The following is a 22,215-nucleotide window of genomic DNA, read 5'->3' as shown; positions in this document are numbered from 1 at the left end:
TCTTAGTGACCGTAGAACGTGACTAACCATCAGTGGGGGCCGAAGGAAAACCCTCACTGATGGAAGTTTCACTTTATTGCGCTGTGTACCCGCCATCTAGTACGACAGCCTGTCCTGTTACCCCTCTGCCTTTATCACTTGCTAAAAAGATAGCATAATCAGCAATTTCTGATACAGATAACAACCTTTTTTGTGGAACAAGCGGTAATAGGACTTCCTCCACAGCTCGATCCAGGCTGACCTTCCTTGTCTTGGCTAAATCAGCTAATTGTCCTCTTACAAGCGGAGTATCCACATAGCCAGGACATAAGGCATTTACTGTAATTCCGTGCGGAGCTCCTTCCAATGCCGCTACTTTTGTCAAACCAATAACCCCATGTTTAGCACTATTGTAGGCCGCTTTGCCGGCAAAACCAACAAGACCATTGATCGAAGCCATATTGATAACTCGGCCAAAGCCTTGTTCCTTCATAAATGGGAAGACATGCTTAATCCCAATAAAAGGAGCGGTTAACATAACCTTTAGGAGCAGTTCAAATTTTTCTGTTGGGAACTCCTCAATCGGGGCAACATACTGCAGTCCAGCATTATTAACTAAAATATCAATTTTTCCAAAGGTGCTGCGCGCCAATTGAAGACTACTCTTAAACGCTTCCTCATTGGTGACATCACAAGGAGCAGCAATCGCTTCAAATCCTTGTTCTTTTAGCTCTAGCACCACTTGTTCACTTTTTTGAGCATTTAAATCGGAAATGACGATACTTGCCCCTTCTTGAGCAAATGTCTTAGCGATTTCTAAGCCGATTCCGCTTGCCGCCCCTGTAATAAATGCTGTTTTTCCTGCTAATGTCTTACCCATGTTCATACCCCCTAAGATATTAAATAATCTAGTTGTCTAGTAAAATTTTATTCTATTAAACAATTCCGAAGAATGTATAAAGAGCAATAATCACGAATACAGTTAATGTCTTAATAATGGTGATGGCAAAAATATCTCTATACGATTGCTTATGCGTTAATCCTGTTACCGCAAGCAAGGTTATCACAGCACCGTTATGAGGGAGAGTATCCATACCGCCGGATGCCATCGCCACTACGCGGTGCATAACTTCTGGAGGAATATTAGCAGTAGCAATCGCTTGATTATACTTATCAGCCATTGCACCTAGCGCAATACCCATACCACCGGATGCCGACCCTGTCATCCCGGCAAGTGCAGATGTCGTAACCGCACCGTTAACAAGTGGATTTGTAAATGCAGTAGATATCCCATCACTGATTTTTGAAAATCCTGGAAGTGCCGCGATAATACCGCCAAACCCATACTCAGCACCGGTGTTCATAGTGGCCAACAAGGAACCTCCGATGGCCGTATTCACACCATCCTTAAATCTTGCCGTTACCCGTCTCCAATCATAAGCAATGGAGGTCACAATCCCTACGAGTAGTGCCATAATAATCGCCCAGATTGGAGCAGATACAGCTACATCAACCTTATAGGCATCTAAGCCAAGTGCTGTAAAATCAAAGCCATTCGGATACCATGTTGGAATATACGTTACAAACAGTTTATTCGTTACCCCAACCAAAATAAGTGGAACAAAGGCAAGAATCTGTTTAGCTAACGGTTGCTTGGTTGTTAAATTGACAAGGGCAGGTTCTTTCGATTCTGTCTCTTCCTTTTCCAATGCAGCGGCTGTTTCCGCTTCAAAACCATAATAGCCTTCACCGGCTCTTTCAGCTTTTTTCCTTCTTGACTCTAGGTACCATAGGCCGACAGATAAAACAATGATGGCGCCTATGATTCCAAGGATTGGTGCAGCATAGATATCTGTTTTAAAGAAAGCAATCGGAATAACGTTTTGAATTTGCGGCGTACCCGGCAGTGCATCCATTGTAAAAGTAAAAGCACCAAGAGCAATCGTCCCTGGAATCAACCTTTTCGGAATATTTGCTTGTCTGAACATTTGCGCAGCAAACGGATAAATCGCAAACACAGCTACGAATAAACTGACACCGCTGTAAGTTAAAATTGCACCAAGCAACACAATCGTCAGCATCGCCCGTTTTGCACCAAGCCAGCTGACAATAGTCTTGGCAATGGATTCGGCAATCCCTGACATTTCTACGACCTTACCAAAAATAGCTCCTAATAAGAAGACGGCAAAATATGATTTAATAAAGCCGACCATCTTTTCCATGAACACACCTGAAAAGAAAGGCAAAACATGGAGCGGTGCGATTAATAAAACAGCCAGAAGCGCACAGATAGGAGCAAATAAAATAACTGAATAACCGCGGTAAGCAGCAAACATTAATAATCCGAGCGCTAATAAAATAACTAATAAATCCATATAAATCCCCCTAAATTTAATTCCATAAAGGGCATTTTCTAAGTAAATGTTTCTATAATCATTTGAAAATGATCTTCACATTTATACCCTTTTTCACGTTTCGTGCTAGTATTTGTAGAAATTAATAACTCTTTGTTACCAGCACAATGAATATTCTAATTTTGTTAATAATGGAAAATACCAATGTTAATTTCTAGAATCCTAGAAGATTTTCATGTAGTCTAGTAAAAATTAGTCTTCCATAGAAACAAGTTCATTCACTTTTCCAGCACCCCCTGAGATGATCGATAAGACTTCATTTATTCTCTCAATCCATTATCTGCAAGTATCGTGCCAACTTGGAATTACTAGGGAATATACCTATAAATAGTAAAATAGTATTCCGAAAAAACGGAAAATTCCTGTTTTGCGGAATGGATCAATATAAAAATCCGAAAAAACGGAAATGGAAGATGTCGCTCCAGTAAGGGGGAAATTCATCGGCAAGTCGAAATAGTTCCTTTAACTTACTTTTAGTCTTGTATCTAGGAAGTGTTTATAAAAAAGAATTATCAGCACCTTCGCATATCCTATTCCTACACTTCAATTGAACAATTAGAAAAAGGACTGATTTATTTATCACAACTTATTAAAGGTTATACAAAAAAATAGGACATCGCTTTGATGTCCTATTCCCAATAATAATTTAATTTTAAAAAGCCAATACAAGTCAGTCATTGTTATGATGTTTAGGCATACAGATCATCGACTTAAACAAATCTCCATCAACTTGAATAGAAAATTTCCCATCTTGTAGCTCAATAAGGCTTCTTGCAATTGATAGTCCTAATCCACTTCCTTCACTAAGTCTAGATTCATCACCTCTTTTAAAACGCTCCATTAATTCGTCTGCTGAAATATTTAATTCATAAGCTGAAATATTTTTAAAGGTGAGAAGGACTTCACTGCCCGTATCTTCAATATCGATATAGACCCTTGATCCCTTTAAAGCATATTTAAATATGTTGGATAATAAGTTCTCTATCGATCTCCATAATAATCGTCCATCTGCTTTCATATATACTTTATCCTCAGGATGGTTCATCTTAAATTCTAAATCTGAGGCTTCAATTTTGTCATTTACCTCTCCCAGCCCTTGGGTAATTAAAGATACGATATCAATTTTCTCTAATTGAACCGGAATATCTCCACTTGAGGCCTTAGCCGCTTCAAATAAATCGTCTGTTAGCACTTTGAGCCTTTTCGATTTTTGATCCAGTACCTCGATATACTCTTCTACCTTAGAAGAATCCCGTTCTTTTTTCAATAAGTCAACATAAGTAATAATCGAAGTCAAAGGCGTTCGGATATCATGTGATACATTAGTGATGAGCTCTGTTTTTAACCGTTCACTTTTTAGCTCACTATCAACGGCTTTTTTCAAACCATCTGTAATGCTGTTTATATTATCAGCAAGCCTTTCAAACTCTCCCTCTCCCTCCACATCGATTCGATGACGAAGGTCCCCGTCCTTTATTCTCTCAACCCCTTCTTGTATAGCATGGAAAGATTTCACCTTTTTAAAAGCAAACCAGGCAGCTACACCTATGGTCACCGGGAACATGAAAAACGTTATTACAATCAATATAGGATAACCGATGACTAGTAATATAGTCTTTACGCCAACACTTCCACTATCATATACATTCCGTACAAATACAAACAGCTTATAGAAAATACTATAGAGCAAGGTATGCCTGATAAGAGTTCGATTCTTGAAATGCCTCACAAGTGATAAAACGAGTATGAGTCCTGCTGTGGCAATTGGGGCTGTAATTAGAATAGACATTTGATGGACGTTTTCAAAACCTACCCTATCCAACAATGCAACCCAAAGCATTATCATCCCTAGACACAACGCTAGGTTAAGATCATTATATAATCTATCTACTGCATGGAAGTGTATTTCTTTATCGTCAAAAGATTTTCTCCCAATTATGAGTAATAAATATAGAAAAGATAAAATAAGCCCTACTAAAAATCCTACTACTTTATATAAGTTATTGGTCGCTGCTACCTTGTCTTCCTTCCATTCTTTTATTTTGAGATTTAAAAATTCTTCCGTAAAAGCTACATAAACCACAGTAGTCTCTGGATCTAATTCATCTATTTGTCCTGTAACCTGATATAAATGTTCGTTGCCTTCTACCTCTTCCGGAAAAATTTCTCTCTTATAATCCTTGAAAACCATGTAAGAAGGGTAAGTTTTAAATTGACCTTGTTCTTTTTTGGTACTGTTTGTAAATACATTGGTACCATTACTTGCATAATAAACTAAACCTTCATACGCTTCTAGATTTTGCTTTAGTAAATGGAATTCCCTTAAATCATTCTTAATCAGCCTATCCTTTGCTTGTGCAATCTCATCTTTATATACTTCTTTGAACTTTTTATAATTTTCCGCTTCACTCAAGTTCGGATTATAGCTTTTAGATTGGAGTTGAAAATCTGAATATAAGTTTTCCGCTTCGCTTCTTAATTCTTCTTCACTGATACTCCCACCTTTCAAAATATATTTTTCACTCTTATATTCCCCTATTAATGGAGTTAGGTTGGCGACAAGACTTTCATTTTCTTGTATATACGCTCTACTTTGAAAGTAGTTATCTTCAGAAACAATTCCAAAATCACCATCACTTAAAACTGCTGTATGTACAAATGCTGTTAGAGCACCCGTAAAACATGTAATGACTATGGCACAAACGATAATTTTCGTTATGATCGAGTGGCTATAATTTTTCAACTTTGTACCCAATTCCCCACACCACCCTCAAATATTTTGGCTCTTTCGGATTGATTTCTATTTTCTCTCTAATTTTTCTTACATGAACAGCTACCGTATTCTCCGGATTAACAGGCGTTTCATTCCATACCTTCTGATAGATCTCCTCTATAGAAAAAACTCTCCCAGCATTGACAGTCAAAAGCTTTAATATTTTATATTGCACCGGTGTAAGATGAACTTCCTCTCCATCAACAGTGATTACTTTACTTTCATCATCAATGATAAGTCCCCCAGTTTGATAGACATGTTTCTTGGCTTCAAGGCTTCCCAATGTGGTATATCTTCTTAGCTGTGACTTCACTCTTGCTATGAGCTCTAAAGGATTAAATGGTTTGGTGATATAATCATCTGCTCCTAAATTTAATCCTAATATCTTATCATAATCCTCAGACTTGGCAGAAAGCATAATCAACGGTATTTTATTGTCTTCTCTGATTTTCATAGTAGCTGTTATGCCGTCCATCTTAGGCATCATAATATCCATAATAATCAGATGAATCTCATGATCTTCGATTATTTCGATAGCCTCTATTCCGTTAGACGCTTTGAGAACTTTATAACCTTCATTTTCTAAGTAAATTCCTATAGCATCTACAATGGCCTTATCATCATCACAAACTAATATATTCATAAAAATTCACTCCTGTATATGAATCGGAACATATGATATCACTCCTATTATTTATTCGTTTAAGGTAATGATACCAATTAAATCTTAATAAACTCTTGGTATAAATCTTAAGATTTTCTTAGTATTAAAAAAAGCCCGCGTTAAGCGGACTAGTGAAAGTTAATCCTATTATAATAATTTGTTCCCTAAAATCCTTATAAAGGCAGTAAAACCGCTGCTATTTATGATACGGTTCACCGCGTTATATCTAAATATTTTATTGACAACCCATTAAAGGAGATTTACATTAATGATAGTGATAATTATTATCAACTATTCTTATATTAAGAAAGGATATACAAAATGATTACAAAACAAAAAATATCATTATTCTTAACATTACTAATTGTGATGCTTATGATTGCACTAGCTGGCTGTTCAGGTGAACACACAGGTACAAAATCTGAAGCAACTTCAACTGAAGAATCCAATAAGAAAACAGCGGAATCCGAGGAAACAACAACTGAATATCCAATTGTGATTAAACATGCACTTGGAGAAACAACAATTGAAGAAAAACCTGAACGCGTTGTTACTATTCAATGGTCAAACCATGACGTTGCTCTTGCCCTTGGTGTTGTGCCTGTAGGTTTTTCAGCTGCAAACTATGGTGTTCAAGATGATAGTGGAATGTTACCTTGGACTGCGGATAAATTAGAGGAACTTGGTGCAGAAACGCCAACTATTTTCCAAGATACTGACGGTTTAGATTTTGAAGCAATTGCTGACGCTAATCCAGATGTTATTCTTGCAGCATACTCAGGTATTACTCAAGAAGAATATGATACATTAAGTGAAATCGCTCCAGTTGTTGCCTATCAAACTAGCCCTTGGGTAGCTTCATGGCGTGAACAAGTTACGTACAATGCAATGGGTATGGGTATGGAAAAAGAAGGTAAAAAACTTATTGCCGATACAGAGAAACTAATTGAAGAAAAAGTAAATGAACACTCTGAAATTAAAGGTAAGAAGGCTGCATTCGTAAGTATTAGTGCCGATGATTTATCTAAATTCTACATTTACACACCAGAAGACCCACGTGGTGCATTCCTTTCTGAGTTAGGGATGGAATACCCTGAAAGTATTACAAGTCAAATCACTGATCCAAATAGTTTCTATACAGAAGTAAGCGCTGAAAATGCAGATATGCTTAACGATGCTGAAATTTTGGTATCATATGGTAACAAAAATACACTTGCAGCTCTACAGGCCGATCCAATCCTTGGAAAAATCCCAGCGGTAAAGAGAGGTTCTGTCGTAATTATTGGAGATAACACTCCACTTGCAGCAGCAGGAACTCCAAGCCCACTTTCAATTGAATACTCAATTGACGAGTACTTAACTTTACTCTCAGAAGCTGCTAGCAAAGTTCAATAATATGAATCATACATCCGTTTCAGAAAATAAGCAGTTACATTTACCGGAAAACTTCATAAAAGTTCTTATACTTTCTATTGTCTTACTCGGTATATGTGTATTGGCTTCTCTTGCTTTTGGATCCCGTACAGTTGGATGGAATGAACTAATGGACGGCTTATTCCATCCTGAAGTACAGTCCCACGGAGCAAATGTGGTTCGCCAAAGAATTGCTAGAACTGTCTTTAGTTTGATGTGTGGCGCTGCATTAGGGATTTCTGGGGCTCTAATGCAATCCGTTACTCGTAATCCTATTGCGGACCCTAGCATTTTAGGAGTTAACACAGGATCAGCACTATTCGTCGTTTGCGGGATTTCCTTTTTTAATATGGGTACCGCCAGTCAATACGTTTGGCTTGCATTAGCAGGAGCAATCGTAACTGCCATTGTTGTATTCGGAATTGGTTCAATGGGGAGTGGCGGTGCCACGCCCCTTAAACTCGTTTTAGCAGGTGCTGCCACGAGTTCTGCATTATCATCTCTCGTAATGGCCATTATGATTCCCCGCTCTAACGTTATGGATCAATTTAGATTTTGGCAGGTAGGTAGTGTTGGAGCAGGAGATTGGAGCTCTATCTCTCTTTTTATTCCTTTTCTTATTGTTGGAATATTAATAGCCCTGTTCACTGCCCCAGCACTCAATGCATTAGCATTAGGTGATGAAGCAGCTACGGGATTAGGTGTACGTACAGGAACACTTAGACTTGTTTCTGCCTTTGGAGGAGTGCTATTGTGCGGTGCAGCAACAGCACTCGCAGGTCCTATTGGCTTTATAGGTTTATTAGCAACACATGTGATTCGACTCGTTATTGGTCCTGATTTACGATACATTATCCCAATGTCAGCGTTATCAGGTGCCATTATATTAACCATATCAGATGTATGCGGTCGGATTTTAGGAAGTCCTGGTGAGCTTGAAGTTGGTGTAGTTACAGCATTTATTGGGGCTCCTATTTTAATCTTAATAACTATGAAAGCGAAAATGCGTGCGTTATGATAAATGAATCTATGAATCTTATAATGATGGGTAGAATAAAAAGACGTCGCCGTTTTATCCTCGTGACTTCTTTACTTGCAATCATTGCCTTTGCACTTTGCTCTACGATGCTTATGCTAGGAAACACGATTTATCCTGTTTCAGATGTCATAAGGGTTCTACTAGGTGAGAAAGTAAAAGGTGCATCTTTTGCAGTGGGAACGATACGTTTCCCTAGAATGGTGGCAGGCGTTTTGGCTGGATTTGCTTTTGGTGTTGCTGGACATGTATTTCAAACGATGCTCCGTAATCCCCTAGCAAACCCAAATGTTATCGGAATAACAGCTGGTTCAAGTGCTGCTGCTGTTTTTTGTATCATCGTTCTTCATGCAAGTAATGCCTTTGTTTCTATTGCTTCTATTATTGGTGGGCTTGCTACAGTAATCGTTATTTTTCTATTATCAAGAAGTACTTCTTTTGCAATTGGTCGATTAATATTAATAGGAATTGGCATTCAAGCCATGCTAAATGCTGCCATCTCTTATTTATTACTTATCGGTCAGCAACATGATATTCCTACTGCCATGAGATGGCTCAGCGGCAGTTTAAACGGTGCTAAAATGGAAAATCTTTATCCTCTTATGGTTACAGTACTTATTTTCGCACCCATTATCATTGTTCTCGGGAAACGATTGGATATGTTAGAACTTGGAGAGCAAACAGCAACTTCACTTGGAGTTGATACTAATAAGACACGACTTGTACTTATTATTAGTTCGGTACTTATCATTGCGTTAGCTACCGCTGCAACAGGACCTATCGCATTTGTTGCGTTTCTTTCTGGACCTATCGCAAAAAGACTAGTTGGTGTCGGGTTTTCAAGCATTATCCCAGCAGGTCTTGTTGGCATCATTTTAGTTTTAGCATCAGATCTTGTAGGACAATTTGCATTTGTTGCCAGATACCCTGTAGGTGTCATTACAGGCATTCTTGGAGCACCATACTTGATCTACTTGCTAATCCGAATGAATCGAAAGGGGGATTTATAATGAAACCGACACATGCTTTTCAAACTGAAGGAATCACTGCTGGATACGATAATAAAACGATTTTACATGGTGTAAGTCTTTCAATTCCAAGTAATAAAATAAGCATTATTATTGGTTCAAACGGTTGTGGTAAATCTACATTACTTAAAACGATGGCTAGGCTTATTAAACCTACTTCCGGGCAAGTGACCTTGGGAGGGAAACCCATTCATAAAATACCACCAAAGCAGTTAGCTCGTGTATTAGGGCTTTTGCCTCAATCCCCTATTGTCCCTGAGGGAATAACCGTTTCGGATTTAGTTGGACGAGGAAGGTATCCACATCAAACATTTCTAAAGGGTTGGACAAAAAAAGATTATGAAGCTGTTGCAGAGGCAATGGAAATCATGAACATCACAGAATTTGCCGATCGACATATTGACGAGCTTTCAGGCGGTCAAAGACAGCGTGTATGGATTGCTATGGCTCTGGCACAACAAACAGACATACTGTTTCTCGATGAACCGACAACTTATTTAGATATTACCTATCAAGTCGAAATTCTCGACCTGCTAACAGACCTTAACCGAAAATATGGAACAACCATTGTCATGGTTCTTCATGATATTAACCTGTCAGCACGTTATGCAGACCATATTTTTGCTTTGCATAACGGAAAGCTTGTCGCTGAGGGAAAACCATCAGAGGTTATTACAAGTACATTGATTGAAGATATTTTCGGACTCCATTGTAACGTAATAAAGGACCCTGTTTCGGACTCTCCTTTTGTGATACCAATCGGGCGACATCATAATAAATTAAGGATGTATTCTTAATAAAGACTAGTATTTCTGCACAGCAATTTTCCGTATAGGTCGTGGAAAGGATTTACTTCTCATGACCTATGACGGACTTATGGACCTATGCTTCTCATTTACTTATGATACGGCTCACCGCATTGACTTAACTAGCAGTTTTTTACAAAATCTTATAAAAGAGAAGCTTTAATTAAAAACATATTTTAGAGATGTTACACCCGCCTATTCCACCAATCCCATCAACACTAATGGTTGCTGCACATCTGGAGCTAAGAAAACAACTCATGAATCGATTTTTTGGGAAGGTTCAAGAAGACGGCTTCACTCGTCGTTTACTTAAGATATGGGAATTAAAGCTCTCCCTCTATAGTTGTTGGTAAGCCCTCAATTGACTACAAATAAAATATGCGAGAAAATATAAGACAAGAGATAATAGCAGAAAGGGCGGATCTCAATGGAACAACGCTCGCTTATTTTACTTGGCTTACTCATGAGTCAAAGTCAACATGGATACCAAATCAATGAATTTATAGAGAGAAATTTAAGTGCAGTTACCGACATGAAAAAACCTACCGCTTATGCAACTTTAGATAAACTCAGTCAAAACGGATATATTGACATTCAGTTGGAGCAAGAAGGAAACAGACCGACCCGAAAAGTGTACTCCATAAATGATAGTGGCAAGCAATATTTTTACCAATTATTATTGAATAATTTATCTTCAGCTGAAAGTGTGAATTATCAAGGGGATATTGGGTTAATGTTTATTGATTTTCTCCCTTTAGAAAAAACAATACCTGCGTTGGAAGAACGTTTAAACAATAGCAGGGAATTATTAGAAATAATGAAACAAACCCCCTCCCATGGAGTAAGATCTGGAGTCAATCTTGCAGTAGAACACAAAATTACCATGTTAGAAGCAGAGGTTGCGTTTCTTGAAAAGTCCATAAGAAATCTTTCTCTTTATTCGGAATAATTCTCCTTCTACTAGTGGTGCTACATTCAGGGAAACCTTGTTAATAGGTTTCCTTTTCCTGTTTATACATTATAAAATCCGCCACCCTGCCCTCAGTTAGTCACGATTGACTAATCACAAATATAATAATATAATCATATTAAATTAGTCATTATTGACTAATCATATTAATTTAAAGGAGGATTTCCATTGTTTCTGGCTTTAAAAGAATTAAAACATGGCAAATTTCGTTTTCTTATGATTGGAATCATAACCGTCCTTATTGCTTGGCTAATCTTTATCCTATCAGGTTTGGGAAATGGACTTTCCACACTAAGTGCTGCAACATTTAAAAATATGAAAGCAGATTACGTTACTTTTGAGGAAGGATCTAGAGCCTCTATGAGCCGTTCACTATTAACTGAATCATTCGTGGATGAACTAGAAAAGCAAGATAATGTTTCTTCAGCAGCACCGATGGGAGCCACAATGGCTACGGTTTTAAGATCAACTCCTTCCAAAGATAGTGAAAAAGTAGATATTGCTATTTTAGGTATCACTCCGGGAAGTTTTTTAGAACCAAGCATTATTGAAGGAAATCCTCTCAATAATGATAAATTACTAGAAGTTATCGCTAATGACACCTTAAAGGACAAAGGATTTAAAATTGGAGACACACTCTCAATAGAAGGGTCTCCAGAGAAAATGAAAATTATTGGATTTGTAGAAAATGAAACATACAATCATTTACCTGCTATTTTTACTACACTAGATAAATGGCGCTCCATTCAATTTGCAGCACCTGGTTCTGATAATGGTATTAAGAATCCAGTGAATGGTATTATGCTTCAAGGAGAAAATATTGATCCGCAGAAATTAAATGATCTTTTTCATAACACAGAAACAGTAACAAAGGCTGAGGCGATACAAGGAATGCCTGGATACAAAGAGGAAAACGGCACGATTATGATGATGCTTGCCTTCCTTTTAGCAATCTCAGCCTTTGTACTAGCTGTCTTCTTTTATGTACTTACCTTGCAAAAATCCAATCAATTTGGCATTTTAAAGGCTATTGGCGCAAGTAATGTTTTTTTAGGTAAAACAATTGTGTCACAGGTATTTCTACTTTCATTCATTAGTATTGTTGTTGGAATACTCTTAACATATGGAACGGCTTTAATTCTTCCAGATGGAATGCCCTTTTCACTAGATATTAAACTCGTCGTCATTTATGCTATTTTATTGCTAGTTATCTCAATATTAAGTTCATTGATTTCCATTCGTAAAATTACAAAAATAGACCCACTTCAAGCAATCGGGAGGATAGAGTAATGTCAGGAATAAAGTTCAATCATGTATCCAAGTTCTATCAACAAGGGGCAAATCAAGTTGTTGCTCTTAATGATGTTTCTCTTTCCGTCGAACAAGGAGAATTTATTGCCGTCATCGGTCCCTCAGGTTCAGGTAAAAGTACTTTTCTTTCCATCGCAGGGGCCTTATTACAAGCCTCAGAAGGGGAGGTAAACCTTAATGGAAAAGTAATAGGGGATTTAAAGGAGAAAGATTTATCAAAAGTGCGCCTTGAGGAAATAGGGTTTATATTACAAACAAGCAATCTAATTCCTTACTTAAATGTTCTCGACCAACTACTGGTTGTAAAAAAAATGGCCGGTAAAGTGACAAAAAGAGATAAAGAAAATGCTAAAGAATTACTTCAAAATCTCGGATTGGAAACAAAAATGAGAAAATTCCCGGAACATTTATCTGGAGGAGAACGTCAACGTACAGCTATCGCTCGTGCCTTTATGAATAATCCTTCGATTATTTTGGCTGATGAACCAACAGCAAGCCTCGATACTCAAAGAGCCCATGAGGTCGTCCAACTTATTGCGAGGGAGGTGAAATCTAGAAATAAGGCAGCCATTATGGTGACCCATGACGAACGAATGTTAAAATACTGTGACAAAGTATATCGAATGGAAGATGGTAAACTTAAGCCGACTAGTTTTCATTTAGAAAATCTAAAATGACAAGTAGGGGGAATAATCAATGATTATTGTAACAAACAGAATTAAAACGAAATTAGGTTTTGCTGAAAAAATGGCTCCAATGTTCACAAGACCAGGTGCCTTACAGAAAATGGATGGTTTTGTAAAAGTTGAAGTATTAATTACTAAAAACCTTTCAGAATATGATGAGCTCAATGTAAATATGTATTGGAACACTATGGAAGACTTTGCCCAATGGCAAAACAGCGATGCTTTCAAAGAAGCCCATAAAGGCCCAACTAATGGTGGACAAGATTCACCTATCTTGGGAAGTGAAATCATTATTTCTGAGGTTGCTTCGACTTTAGAATCAACTATATGATGACCTTTTTTGGCAACTTATAGTCAGTTCCTCTGGCACACTAGACAAAAAAAGGTAGGCTAAACAAGTATGTCATAAATAATAAAGCTTGTTTAGCCTATACCTTTCTACAAATCTTCCGATCCATCAATGGAATTCATGTAAAAAACCGCCTTTATTTATGGTACGGTTCCCCCCTCATAATCCGAAACGCTCGGTACACTTGCTCAACCAGAATTAATCTCATAAGCTGATGCGGGAATGTCATTTTGGAGAAGGAGAGCGCTTCATCCGCTCGCTTCATAACCGCTGCACTTAATCCGAGTGACCCTCCAATAATAAAGGTCACTTTACTTTTACCATAGGTACCGAGCTTTTCAATTGTATCTGCTAATTCTTCTGATGTTTTCATTTTTCCTTCAATTGCTAGTGCAATAACATGTGCATCTGGGTTAATCTTAGATAGGATCCGTTCCCCTTCTTTCTCTTTAATTTGAAGCATTTCTACATCGCTTAATGTTTCTGGAGCTTTCTCATCCGGTAATTCGATAATATCGACTTTGGCATAGGCCGTTAATCGTTTTAAATATTCATCAATCCCCTGTTTTAAATATTTTTCTTTCAATTTACCAACTGTAACAATCGTTATATTCATTTTTATCCTCACTTTACAAACAGGTTAAGAACAGGTTATCCACATAACTTATCCACATATCCACATTATTCATCCACATCTTGTATAAGAATATTAGTTCGCCACCATATATATTGCGTTATTTCGACAATATTCACAGGTTGTTGATAATTGTTTTTCCTCTGCTACACTCGTTAAATTAGGGTATGTTTCACACTCATATACAATTTCATCTAGTGCCATTTCCACATGTTCTTGACAACAATATAGTACCATTCGTTTCGACTCTCCTTTTTGTGTATAAGTTGCTCGTACTATTTATCCACAAACTATATCCTTTCATCTCAACCTCTTTTTTATCCACAGTTATCGTAACAGATTCCTAAAAAAGCGCAAGTAATCATAATCGCTTTTATGCAAAAAAAAAGCAGGGAGAACTGTCCTCCCTGCTTCTCTTTTATTATTCTTGTTGGTCCGCTGTTGATAATGTGACTGTTGCCGTTTGTTTTTTACCGTTACGATAAATGCCCAATTTCACTTTTTCACCAATGTGCTTTTCATTATATAAATATTTTCGTAATGCTACAACATCTTGAATAGATTCTCCATCCATTTCAACAATTACATCAAATTCTCTTACCCCTGCTTTATCAGCAGGTGATCCTGCTTCTACACCAGTAATGGCAACTCCTGATTTGACATCTGACGGCAGCTTCAACGTATTCTGTTGATGATATTGAGAAATCTCTTCAACTGATGCTAAGTTAATACCTAAGTACGGTCGTTTTACTTCACCGTATTCTTCAATGTCTGTAATAATTGGAATGACAGAATCAATTGGAATAGAGAGCCCTATACCTTCAACTGCACTTTCAGCAATTTTCATCGAGTTAATTCCGATTACCTGTCCTGCCATATTTATTAATGCCCCTCCGCTGTTACCAGGGTTAATTGCCGCATCTGTTTGAATAACTTCTGCATTCCAATCAACTTGACCATCTTCATTAATATCTACTTCAATTGTTCGTTCTAAACCTGAAATAATCCCTTGAGTAATTGAACCGGAAAATTGTAAACCGAGCGGATTTCCTATTGCTATGACCGGCTCCCCTGGCTTTAATGATTCTGATTTCCCAAATTCAGCAATTGTTTTTACTTTATTACCTTTAACAACAATAACAGCTAAATCTGTCCAAGGATCGCTCCCAATTAATGTAGCTGGTAATTTTGTTCCATCGCTCAACGTCACTTCAAGCTCTGAAGCATTTTCGATTACGTGGTTATTCGTCACGATAAATGCCTTATCTCCGCTTTTTTTATATACAACACCTGACCCAGTCCCTGCCTCAGCTGATTGACCATCATTATTTGGATCGCCCATTCCCCAAAAATCTGTTTTTTGAATATTGGTGATTCCAACAACAGCATCTCCGGCTTTATCAACAGCATCCGTTACAGCCGTTGTTACATCCAAGGCCACATTTTGCTTCGTTATTGCACTTTGATTATTGTCTACTATAGACTGTTCAGACTCCTCAGTATTATTCGATTCATTCCCCTCAAGAATTCCTACTTCCGGAAATACGAATAAAATGACTAGAGCACCTACAATTGCTCCAATTAACCCAGAGAAAAAGTAGCTAAAGCGACTACGCTTTTTCTGTTGAGTTCGTTCCCCATAATTTGGTTCATTTGATTCCAAAACCTCTCCATCCTCTCTTTTTAGAATGAATAATTGCAATTACTAGTGTTTGGTTAATATATCCTTAATTATACGCTTTCGGCAGAAAATATCTAAAAAAAAGTACCTATACAACCAATATAAATAGGCAGCAACTAATGTGTAGTTGCTGCCTATTTATTCGTTATAGCGTAACAAGCTCAGTCGGTTTTTTTGGATCTGTATCAAATAATGAAAATTGTTCTCCAACAACAACGCCTTTTGATTTTAACGTTTGTTCAACCGACATTCGCGCTAAATCTTTCATATTATTATCTAAACTTAAATGTGCTAAGTAAATCCTTTTTGTATTATCGCCAACTACATCATACATCGCAAGGGCTGCATCCTCATTCGATACATGTCCAACATCGCTTAAAATACGCCGTTTTATGCTCCATGGATATTTCCCCATTCGAAGCATAGATACATCATGATTACTTTCAAATACATACGCATCAGCATTTGAAATAATACCTTTCATGTGGTCGCTCACATAACCTGTATCTGTGATAATTACCACTTTCTTTCCTTCATGATGAAACGCATAAAACATAGGTTCCGCTGCATCATGAGATACACCAAATGATTCAATATCTAAATCCCCGAATGTTTTTACTTGTTCCATTTCAAATAGGAATTTTTGCTCCGTTGAAATTTCACCAATAGAACGTTCCATCGCCTGCCACGTTTTTGCATTCGCATAAATCGGCAGCTTATACTTTCTAGCAACTACCCCTAACCCTTTAATGTGATCACTATGTTCATGGGTAACAAGAATGCCTGTCAGCTCAGACATATCTCGTCCAATTTCACTAAATAACCCTTCCATTGCTTTGCCGCTCAACCCCGCATCAACTAGGAAGGCATGCTTCTCTGTCTCAATAAAAAAAGCATTTCCTGTACTTCCGCTTGCGAGTACACTAAAATGCATCGCCATATGAACACTCACTCCAATATTTTTTCTTCCGTATTTAACTCAATCACGCTCTTATCAAAAGCATTAACAAATAAGTCTAATTTATCATTCACAACTACTCTCCATGTTGGAGCAAGCAAGTGTGTAGCAGACGTTGTTTGTAAAGAATTATAATAGCCCAGCTCTACTTTCGTAATATGGCTCTTTGGCTGGATATCACCATTAATATATAGAGTTTCAATCGCTTTAATAGCTGATACTAACTCTTTTGGCTTCTTAAACTTTTCAATTTTCTCTAAGTAAGTTTGTTCATAAGAAATCACTTGCTGATTCTTATTTAAATATAAAGTAACTTTCCCCTTACTATTATTAAAAAACATTTTCTTGTCCCAGTGCTGGTAAAAGACAATGGTGCTAGTTTGTTCATCATAGCTCCAGTATTGATAGTCACTGCCATTCCAAATATAATCCTTTAACAACTGCTCTAATTCTGCTGATTGAACGCTCTGACTAATAGACAATGGTTTATCAAAAATACCAACGAGCTTCGTTGGATCATTCATTTTCACCTGCTGATTCGATAATTTTTTAGTATCATCCTTCGTAAAAACTTTACTCTGGGCGATTAAAAATTGCTCTTTCATCGTTGACTTCGGAAGCGGATCATATGTGACTTCGTCTCCTTTTAGCATTTCATCAATAGATGCTTCCGTAATCAATTCATATTGATTATTATCTCTTTTCTCTAAATATTGATAGAGTAGAAAAATGTTCAATATAAAAAACACCATGATAAAGATGGATTTCGTCTTACTCCAATCCATTCATTTCTCCTCCTGCCTCATCGAATGGAACTGCTAACCAATCCCCTCCAGAACGATAATACCAGGTAGGCTCTAGAAACATAAGATTGTCATCTAAAGGCGCCATCGATAGTTTATATCCAATCGTAATATCTTCTAAATTAAAGTAATCAAAGTTACGCATCGTCTTCAACTGTTTCAATACTTCTTGTCCAGATGGCAGGGACACAAAAGATTGTTCAAAAGGATCGGCAGTTTGAAAGGTGAAATACGGACGTTGATAACTATACATTTCATCCTTCCCCCAAATTTCCTCAATTTCAGACATCCCTAAATGATTAAATACAGGATAACCATCATGATATAAACGGAAGATTACACGTTGATCCTCCTCGTCCATATAAGCAAAACGATAATTACTTTCTTTCCATCCTGCATGATTATTAACAAACTCAATACTTTTTTTGAGTAAATCACTTGAACTGCTTAATGTCTTACTTTTTTGAGATGTATCAATATAAGAAAGCATATGGGTTGTTTTATCAACCGATAGCAGCCTCGTACTATCCGTATACTCATCGCCGCTCACGACTGTTTCATGGCGAACATTTACGGGATCAGCAAATAAGGCATCCTTGAAATTTTTAATATTTAAATCATCAATTAAATATTTATAGCGAGGCAGCGATATTTCATCTTTAGAAACAAACACCTTATGCTGATTATTAACAGCATGTGGAACATACTCTGGATAGGTATTCGCTTTTTGAAAAAAGGTAGTATGGAAGGCACTCAACCTTTTCGTCTGAATTGAAGCTTCTAGAATACTTAATTCTTGAGAAGAAACAAAGTATAAGACGCTTTCCTTACTCTGTATATCTTTTTGCTTATATAAAATTCGATCAAAAGAAAAAGTAGGCACTTCTCTATTCACCATACCAACAACATTTTTATACAATTGGAATGGCACATCATCGGGAAATATAATTTCCACCGTTCCATCCTCATGCATAAAGTCATTCATTTCTTTCTTTGTCATATGAGTAGAAAGCTTTTTAGCATTATACAAATTCCACTTATTCATTTGCGCCGATGCCTTTTCTAAATCAACAGGACTAGAGGTTTGGTAATGTTGCTGATTCCGATGAATAAGAATGTTGCTTGGTTTAATGACATCACCCGCTGTTTTTTCTTCTCGGTCAATCACTAAGAATGGACCTTGATCAATCTTTTCAAGTTCGGGTTTGTACGTCCAAATGCTCCATGTTAAATAGGTGCTGATTGCAATCAATAGGAATAGCACAATACTTTTTGCACGCTCTAAATTCATGACCATTCATCCTCTTCATCTTGCTCATATGGAAGAGTAAAAAATACAGTTGTCCCTTTGCCTTCCATACTTTCTGCCCAAATTCTACCGCCATGGGCTACTACCATTTCTTTTGCAATAGCCAAACCGAGACCTGTACCACCAAGATTTCGTGACCTTGCCTTATCCACTCGATAAAAGCGATCAAAAATTTTATCAATTACATTTTTCGGAATCCCTACACCTTGGTCACTAATGCTAACGACAATAAAGCTCTCTACAGTCCCTATACGGAAGGTGACTTGCCCGCCTTCAGGTGAATACTTTAACGAATTGGAAATAATATTATAGAGTACTTGTGTAATTTTATCTTCATCAATATCAACATAATAATTTTCGTTTGGAATATCACGGACAAACGTAATATCATCATTTTTGGTCATTTCAAAGCGATCAATGATGTGATCATAAAACTTATTAAAATTAACCCAGCCTTTGGATAATCGATAATCTTTACTATCCATCTTCGAAAGCTGAAGTAAGTCATTAACAAGTCGAATCATTCGTTCTGTTTCATTTTGTGTGACATTCAAAAATGAGGGAGCAAGTTCTTTATCCTCCCAGGCTCCATCGGCAAGTGCTTCTAAATAACTCCGCATCGTCGTCAATGGAGTACGCAGCTCGTGAGATACGTTCGCCACAAATTCACGGCGTTCTTCTTCGATTTTTTCCTGCTCCGTAATATCATGTAAAACCGTAATTAAACCATTAACAAACCCTGTTTCCTTTTGGATAACAGAAAGGTTTGCCCGTAAAATATAGGCCTCTTTTTTCGTACTATAATCAAGAATGATGGATTCCCTTTGTTCAAGTAAATCATCAAATGTATATTCCTCTTCCAAGCCGAGTAATTCGATAATTGGTTGATTTAATACCGTTTCACGTGTAACGTTTAGTAACTTTGCAGCTGGTTCATTGATTAAATTGACGCGGCCGCGGCGGTCCGTAGAAATAACTCCATCTGTCATATTGGCTAAAACAGACGATAACTTGCGCCGTTCACCTTCTGTACTCGACTGCGACTCTTGTAACTTTTTCGTTAAATTATTAAATGTCACTGCTAGTTGACCAATTTCGTCATCACCATATATTTTAACTTTCCGAGAAAAGTTTCCTTTAGACATTGCTAAAGCCTGCTTTTGCATATCTGCCATCGGTCTTGTAATCGTTCGTGCAAGTAAGATTCCTAAAAGAGCAGTAATGCTTAAGGCTATAGCCGTTCCCTTAATGAATATATTATTAATTTCAGACATTTGTTCAAAAACATTTTCCATATCTGCAATTAAGTAAATAGCACCAATAATTTCGCTGTTTGCTTCAATTGGTGTCGAAAGCACCCACACACGTCGTCCTGTTTCCGGGTCACGATATATCCCTTCATCGTCTTCCCCTATACCTAACGTTTGCTTCACTGTAATCTCTGTTGTTTTCCTTCCGATAATTTCCTGGTTTCCAGAATCGGAGGTCCCAATCACACGACTACTGCGAATATCTATGACTCGTACTTCAGAGATATCCTTTGATGTGTTATCTTTATCTTTCAAAATGGTATTAATCGCTTCTTCCAAAGTAGGATCATCTTCATCTCGCTCTTTTATCATTTCCTCACCAATACTGTAAGTAAGCAAGTTAATATGACCTTTAATGGAATCTTTAAAATTACTAACAAGATTATCTTCTAATTTCCCAACAAAATACACGCCAATAATCTGCATGGCTACAAAAATGAGCAATACATAAATTAGAACCAATTTAACATGTATCGAGCGGAAAAAACCGACCTTTTTCATAAATGATTACTCCTGTTCAGGGTTGCGCAAGTAATAACCTACTCCTCTTCTCGTTACAATCCAATTGGGATGACTTGGATTGTCTTCAATCTTCTCACGGAGACGTCGGACTGTTACATCTACTGTACGAACATCACCAAAATAGTCGTACCCCCAAACCGTTTGCAATAAATGCTCACGTGTCATTACTTGTCCAATATGCTTCGCTAAATAATGAAGAAGCTCAAATTCACGATGTGTTAATTCAATCATCTCACCACGTTTTGATACAACATAAGCGTCCGGATGGATCACTAATGTACCAACCGTAATTTCTTTTGTCTCCTCTTCAGGATCGGGGGTTGCCACAACTTGCTGACGTCTTAAGTTCGCTTTTACACGCGCAATTATTTCCCGGGTACTAAATGGCTTTGTTACATAATCATCTGCACCAAGTTCAAGTCCAAGCACTTTATCAATTTCCGAATCCTTAGCCGTTAGCATAATAATCGGAACCTCCGATGTTTTTCTAACTTCACGACAAACCTCCATACCATCGCGTTGTGGAAGCATAATATCAAGCAGGATTAAATCGGGCTGTAACTCCTCTACCATCTTTAGAGCCTCATTGCCATCATACGCACAATGAACATCATAGCCTTCTTTCTTTAAATTAAATTGTAATATATCTGCAATTGGTTTTTCATCATCCACGACCAAAATTCTCTTATCCATTTTTTAAATCACCCTCCCAAAAGGACCTATTAAGCATAGATATCTTTATTATACTGTATCATTTAAAACGCTTTAAATCATCTTTTTCCTATTATTACAAGCCTAATAAGTCTTTCACTCATTGTACGTAAAAGGCCTTCGAATTCATTCCGAAGGCTTCCTCAACAGCTACTTAAAGCACTAGTATTATCCATTAGAAAGGGAACATTCCTCCCCTTCACTACTCTATCATATAATACTATTTTTTCAGAATTAAACTTTATACTGTAATAAAACTGTATCAATTATTACAAGTAAGTAATAACGATTTAACTTGATTGCTAATATCATGTAACTACATTCTCTATCAAAACAAAAAAACGCCATTATGGCGTTTAATTGAAGATGGCTCAGGACGGAATCGAACCGCCGACACAAGGATTTTCAGTCCTTTGCTCTACCGACTGAGCTACTGAGCCGTATATAGTTACTCTCTCTAACATAAAAACTACTTATCTCTTTCCCAACTCTAAAGCCTTTTCAAGATACAGCTCATTGAGTATAAAAAATCTAACATCTATATAAACTTGCACCTAGGTACAAGGATAAAAAATGGCGGTCCGGACGGGACTCGAACCCGCGACCTCCTGCGTGACAGGCAGGCATTCTAACCAGCTGAACTACCGGACCAAATAGATTAATCTAAAAAATGGTGACCCCTACGGGATTCGAACCCGTGTTACCGCCGTGAAAGGGCGGTGTCTTAACCGCTTGACCAAGGGGCCCTAATTTAAAAAATGGTGAGTCATGCAGGATTCGAACCTGCGACCCTCTGATTAAAAGTCAGATGCTCTACCAACTGAGCTAATGACTCACATGAAAATGGCTGGGCTAGAA

At 37.4% G+C, this 22,215-nt stretch carries 20 protein-coding genes and 4 tRNA genes; 8 read left to right on the top strand and 16 right to left on the bottom strand.

What is annotated here, in order from left to right:
* Window positions 1-73: 73 nt before the first annotated feature.
* The 4 genes from V7068_RS10860 to V7068_RS10845 all read right to left on the bottom strand — a co-directional run bounded on the left by V7068_RS10860 (window position 74) and on the right by V7068_RS10845 (window position 5,809).
* Window positions 74-859, bottom strand: a complete 786-nt coding sequence (locus tag V7068_RS10860) for a 3-hydroxybutyrate dehydrogenase (protein ID WP_499712752.1) — start codon at window positions 857-859, stop codon at window positions 74-76.
* Window positions 860-914: 55 nt separating this feature from the next.
* The gene (locus V7068_RS10855; protein ID WP_499712751.1) at window positions 915-2,354 is read right to left on the bottom strand and encodes a GntP family permease; all 1,440 of its coding nucleotides are present in this window, start codon (window positions 2,352-2,354) and stop codon (window positions 915-917) included.
* Between the two features lie 709 nt (window positions 2,355-3,063).
* A complete protein-coding gene (locus tag V7068_RS10850) occupies window positions 3,064-5,148 on the bottom strand; it encodes a sensor histidine kinase (RefSeq protein ID WP_499712750.1) in 2,085 nt (694 codons plus the stop codon).
* On the bottom strand, window positions 5,123-5,809 hold the full coding sequence (locus V7068_RS10845; protein ID WP_499712748.1) for a response regulator transcription factor: 687 nt from the start codon (window positions 5,807-5,809) through the stop codon (window positions 5,123-5,125). The genes V7068_RS10850 and V7068_RS10845 overlap by 26 nt, the downstream gene beginning before the upstream one ends.
* 342 nt (window positions 5,810-6,151) lie before the next feature.
* Between V7068_RS10845 and V7068_RS10840 the strand changes: the two genes are divergently transcribed.
* The 8 genes from V7068_RS10840 (at window position 6,152) to V7068_RS10805 (ending at window position 13,411) form a co-directional block, all read left to right on the top strand.
* The gene (locus V7068_RS10840; protein ID WP_499712747.1) at window positions 6,152-7,225 is read left to right on the top strand and encodes an iron-siderophore ABC transporter substrate-binding protein; all 1,074 of its coding nucleotides are present in this window, start codon (window positions 6,152-6,154) and stop codon (window positions 7,223-7,225) included.
* Window position 7,226: 1 nt separating this feature from the next.
* Window positions 7,227-8,261: a FecCD family ABC transporter permease gene (locus V7068_RS10835; protein ID WP_499712746.1), complete on the top strand. Its 1,035-nt coding sequence runs from the start codon at window positions 7,227-7,229 to the stop codon at window positions 8,259-8,261.
* On the top strand, window positions 8,258-9,289 hold the full coding sequence (locus V7068_RS10830) for a FecCD family ABC transporter permease (protein ID WP_499712745.1): 1,032 nt from the start codon (window positions 8,258-8,260) through the stop codon (window positions 9,287-9,289). The genes V7068_RS10835 and V7068_RS10830 overlap by 4 nt, the downstream gene beginning before the upstream one ends.
* Window positions 9,289-10,104 (top strand): ABC transporter ATP-binding protein, encoded by an 816-nt coding sequence (locus tag V7068_RS10825; RefSeq protein ID WP_499712743.1) that lies wholly within the window; start codon window positions 9,289-9,291, stop codon window positions 10,102-10,104. Before V7068_RS10830 ends, V7068_RS10825 begins: the two co-directional genes overlap by 1 nt.
* Before the next feature lie 436 nt (window positions 10,105-10,540).
* Entirely contained in the window at window positions 10,541-11,062 is a 522-nt protein-coding gene (locus V7068_RS10820) for a PadR family transcriptional regulator (protein ID WP_499712742.1), read from the top strand.
* Between the two features lie 189 nt (window positions 11,063-11,251).
* Window positions 11,252-12,373, top strand: a complete 1,122-nt coding sequence (locus V7068_RS10815) for an ABC transporter permease (protein ID WP_499712740.1) — start codon at window positions 11,252-11,254, stop codon at window positions 12,371-12,373.
* Window positions 12,373-13,071, top strand: coding sequence for an ABC transporter ATP-binding protein (locus tag V7068_RS10810; protein WP_499712739.1), 699 nt, complete (start codon window positions 12,373-12,375; stop codon window positions 13,069-13,071). The genes V7068_RS10815 and V7068_RS10810 overlap by 1 nt, the downstream gene beginning before the upstream one ends.
* Window positions 13,072-13,090: 19 nt before the next feature.
* A complete protein-coding gene (locus V7068_RS10805) occupies window positions 13,091-13,411 on the top strand; it encodes a heme oxygenase (RefSeq protein ID WP_499712738.1) in 321 nt (106 codons plus the stop codon).
* Window positions 13,412-13,565: 154 nt separating this feature from the next.
* Here V7068_RS10805 and rlmH read toward each other — a convergent pair whose 3' ends face one another.
* From rlmH to V7068_RS10745, 12 genes are all read right to left on the bottom strand, one after another.
* A complete protein-coding gene (rlmH, locus tag V7068_RS10800) occupies window positions 13,566-14,045 on the bottom strand; it encodes a 23S rRNA (pseudouridine(1915)-N(3))-methyltransferase RlmH (RefSeq protein WP_499712737.1) in 480 nt (159 codons plus the stop codon).
* A gap of 93 nt (window positions 14,046-14,138) precedes the next feature.
* Window positions 14,139-14,300: a CxxH/CxxC protein gene (locus tag V7068_RS10795; protein WP_252292391.1), complete on the bottom strand. Its 162-nt coding sequence runs from the start codon at window positions 14,298-14,300 to the stop codon at window positions 14,139-14,141.
* 184 nt (window positions 14,301-14,484) lie between these two features.
* Window positions 14,485-15,726, bottom strand: coding sequence for a S1C family serine protease (locus V7068_RS10790; RefSeq protein WP_499712735.1), 1,242 nt, complete (start codon window positions 15,724-15,726; stop codon window positions 14,485-14,487).
* Window positions 15,727-15,889: 163 nt separating this feature from the next.
* Window positions 15,890-16,684, bottom strand: coding sequence for an exodeoxyribonuclease YycJ (gene yycJ, locus V7068_RS10785; RefSeq protein ID WP_499712734.1), 795 nt, complete (start codon window positions 16,682-16,684; stop codon window positions 15,890-15,892).
* A gap of 8 nt (window positions 16,685-16,692) precedes the next feature.
* Window positions 16,693-17,487 carry a two-component system regulatory protein YycI gene (locus V7068_RS10780; RefSeq protein WP_499712733.1) on the bottom strand — a complete coding sequence of 265 codons (795 nt, stop codon included), beginning with the start codon at window positions 17,485-17,487 and terminating at the stop codon, window positions 16,693-16,695.
* The gene (locus tag V7068_RS10775) at window positions 17,474-18,796 is read right to left on the bottom strand and encodes a YycH family regulatory protein (RefSeq protein WP_499712732.1); all 1,323 of its coding nucleotides are present in this window, start codon (window positions 18,794-18,796) and stop codon (window positions 17,474-17,476) included. The genes V7068_RS10780 and V7068_RS10775 overlap by 14 nt, the downstream gene beginning before the upstream one ends.
* Complete coding sequence (gene walK / locus V7068_RS10770; RefSeq protein WP_499712730.1) at window positions 18,793-20,625, bottom strand: cell wall metabolism sensor histidine kinase WalK; 1,833 nt, start codon at window positions 20,623-20,625, stop codon at window positions 18,793-18,795. Before walK ends, V7068_RS10775 begins: the two co-directional genes overlap by 4 nt.
* A 6-nt stretch (window positions 20,626-20,631) precedes the next feature.
* The gene (yycF, locus tag V7068_RS10765; RefSeq protein ID WP_499712729.1) at window positions 20,632-21,339 is read right to left on the bottom strand and encodes a response regulator YycF; all 708 of its coding nucleotides are present in this window, start codon (window positions 21,337-21,339) and stop codon (window positions 20,632-20,634) included.
* Between the two features lie 385 nt (window positions 21,340-21,724).
* Window positions 21,725-21,797 (bottom strand) — tRNA-Phe (locus V7068_RS10760).
* A gap of 134 nt (window positions 21,798-21,931) precedes the next feature.
* A tRNA-Asp gene (locus V7068_RS10755) sits at window positions 21,932-22,008 on the bottom strand.
* Window positions 22,009-22,028: 20 nt separating this feature from the next.
* Window positions 22,029-22,103 (bottom strand) — tRNA-Glu (locus V7068_RS10750).
* A 13-nt stretch (window positions 22,104-22,116) separates the two neighbouring features.
* Window positions 22,117-22,192 (bottom strand) — tRNA-Lys (locus V7068_RS10745).
* Between the last annotated feature and the right edge of the window lie 23 nt (window positions 22,193-22,215).

Source organism: Bacillus sp. JJ634 (assembly GCF_036962285.1).
Lineage (GTDB): Bacteria > Bacillota > Bacilli > Bacillales > DSM-1321 > Peribacillus > Peribacillus asahii_A.
This window is presented reverse-complemented; position numbering and strand designations above follow the sequence as displayed.

Bases quoted from the DNA above. Each gene is read 5' to 3' on its own strand.
- V7068_RS10775 (WP_499712732.1), bottom strand. From the start codon at position 18,796: ATGAATTTAGAGCGTGCAAAAAGTATTGTGCTATTCCTATTGATTGCA.
- V7068_RS10830 (WP_499712745.1), top strand. From the start codon at position 8,258: ATGATAAATGAATCTATGAATCTTATAATGATGGGTAGAATAAAAAGA.
- yycJ (WP_499712734.1), bottom strand. From the start codon at position 16,684: ATGGCGATGCATTTTAGTGTACTCGCAAGCGGAAGTACAGGAAATGCT.
- V7068_RS10780 (WP_499712733.1), bottom strand. From the start codon at position 17,487: ATGGATTGGAGTAAGACGAAATCCATCTTTATCATGGTGTTTTTTATA.
- V7068_RS10810 (WP_499712739.1), top strand. From the start codon at position 12,373: ATGTCAGGAATAAAGTTCAATCATGTATCCAAGTTCTATCAACAAGGG.
- yycF (WP_499712729.1), bottom strand. From the start codon at position 21,339: ATGGATAAGAGAATTTTGGTCGTGGATGATGAAAAACCAATTGCAGAT.
- V7068_RS10805 (WP_499712738.1), top strand. From the start codon at position 13,091: ATGATTATTGTAACAAACAGAATTAAAACGAAATTAGGTTTTGCTGAA.
- V7068_RS10825 (WP_499712743.1), top strand. From the start codon at position 9,289: ATGAAACCGACACATGCTTTTCAAACTGAAGGAATCACTGCTGGATAC.
- V7068_RS10820 (WP_499712742.1), top strand. From the start codon at position 10,541: ATGGAACAACGCTCGCTTATTTTACTTGGCTTACTCATGAGTCAAAGT.
- V7068_RS10845 (WP_499712748.1), bottom strand. From the start codon at position 5,809: ATGAATATATTAGTTTGTGATGATGATAAGGCCATTGTAGATGCTATA.
- V7068_RS10855 (WP_499712751.1), bottom strand. From the start codon at position 2,354: ATGGATTTATTAGTTATTTTATTAGCGCTCGGATTATTAATGTTTGCT.
- V7068_RS10795 (WP_252292391.1), bottom strand. From the start codon at position 14,300: ATGGTACTATATTGTTGTCAAGAACATGTGGAAATGGCACTAGATGAA.
- rlmH (WP_499712737.1), bottom strand. From the start codon at position 14,045: ATGAATATAACGATTGTTACAGTTGGTAAATTGAAAGAAAAATATTTA.
- V7068_RS10860 (WP_499712752.1), bottom strand. From the start codon at position 859: ATGGGTAAGACATTAGCAGGAAAAACAGCATTTATTACAGGGGCGGCA.
- V7068_RS10840 (WP_499712747.1), top strand. From the start codon at position 6,152: ATGATTACAAAACAAAAAATATCATTATTCTTAACATTACTAATTGTG.
- V7068_RS10835 (WP_499712746.1), top strand. From the start codon at position 7,227: ATGAATCATACATCCGTTTCAGAAAATAAGCAGTTACATTTACCGGAA.
- walK (WP_499712730.1), bottom strand. From the start codon at position 20,625: ATGAAAAAGGTCGGTTTTTTCCGCTCGATACATGTTAAATTGGTTCTA.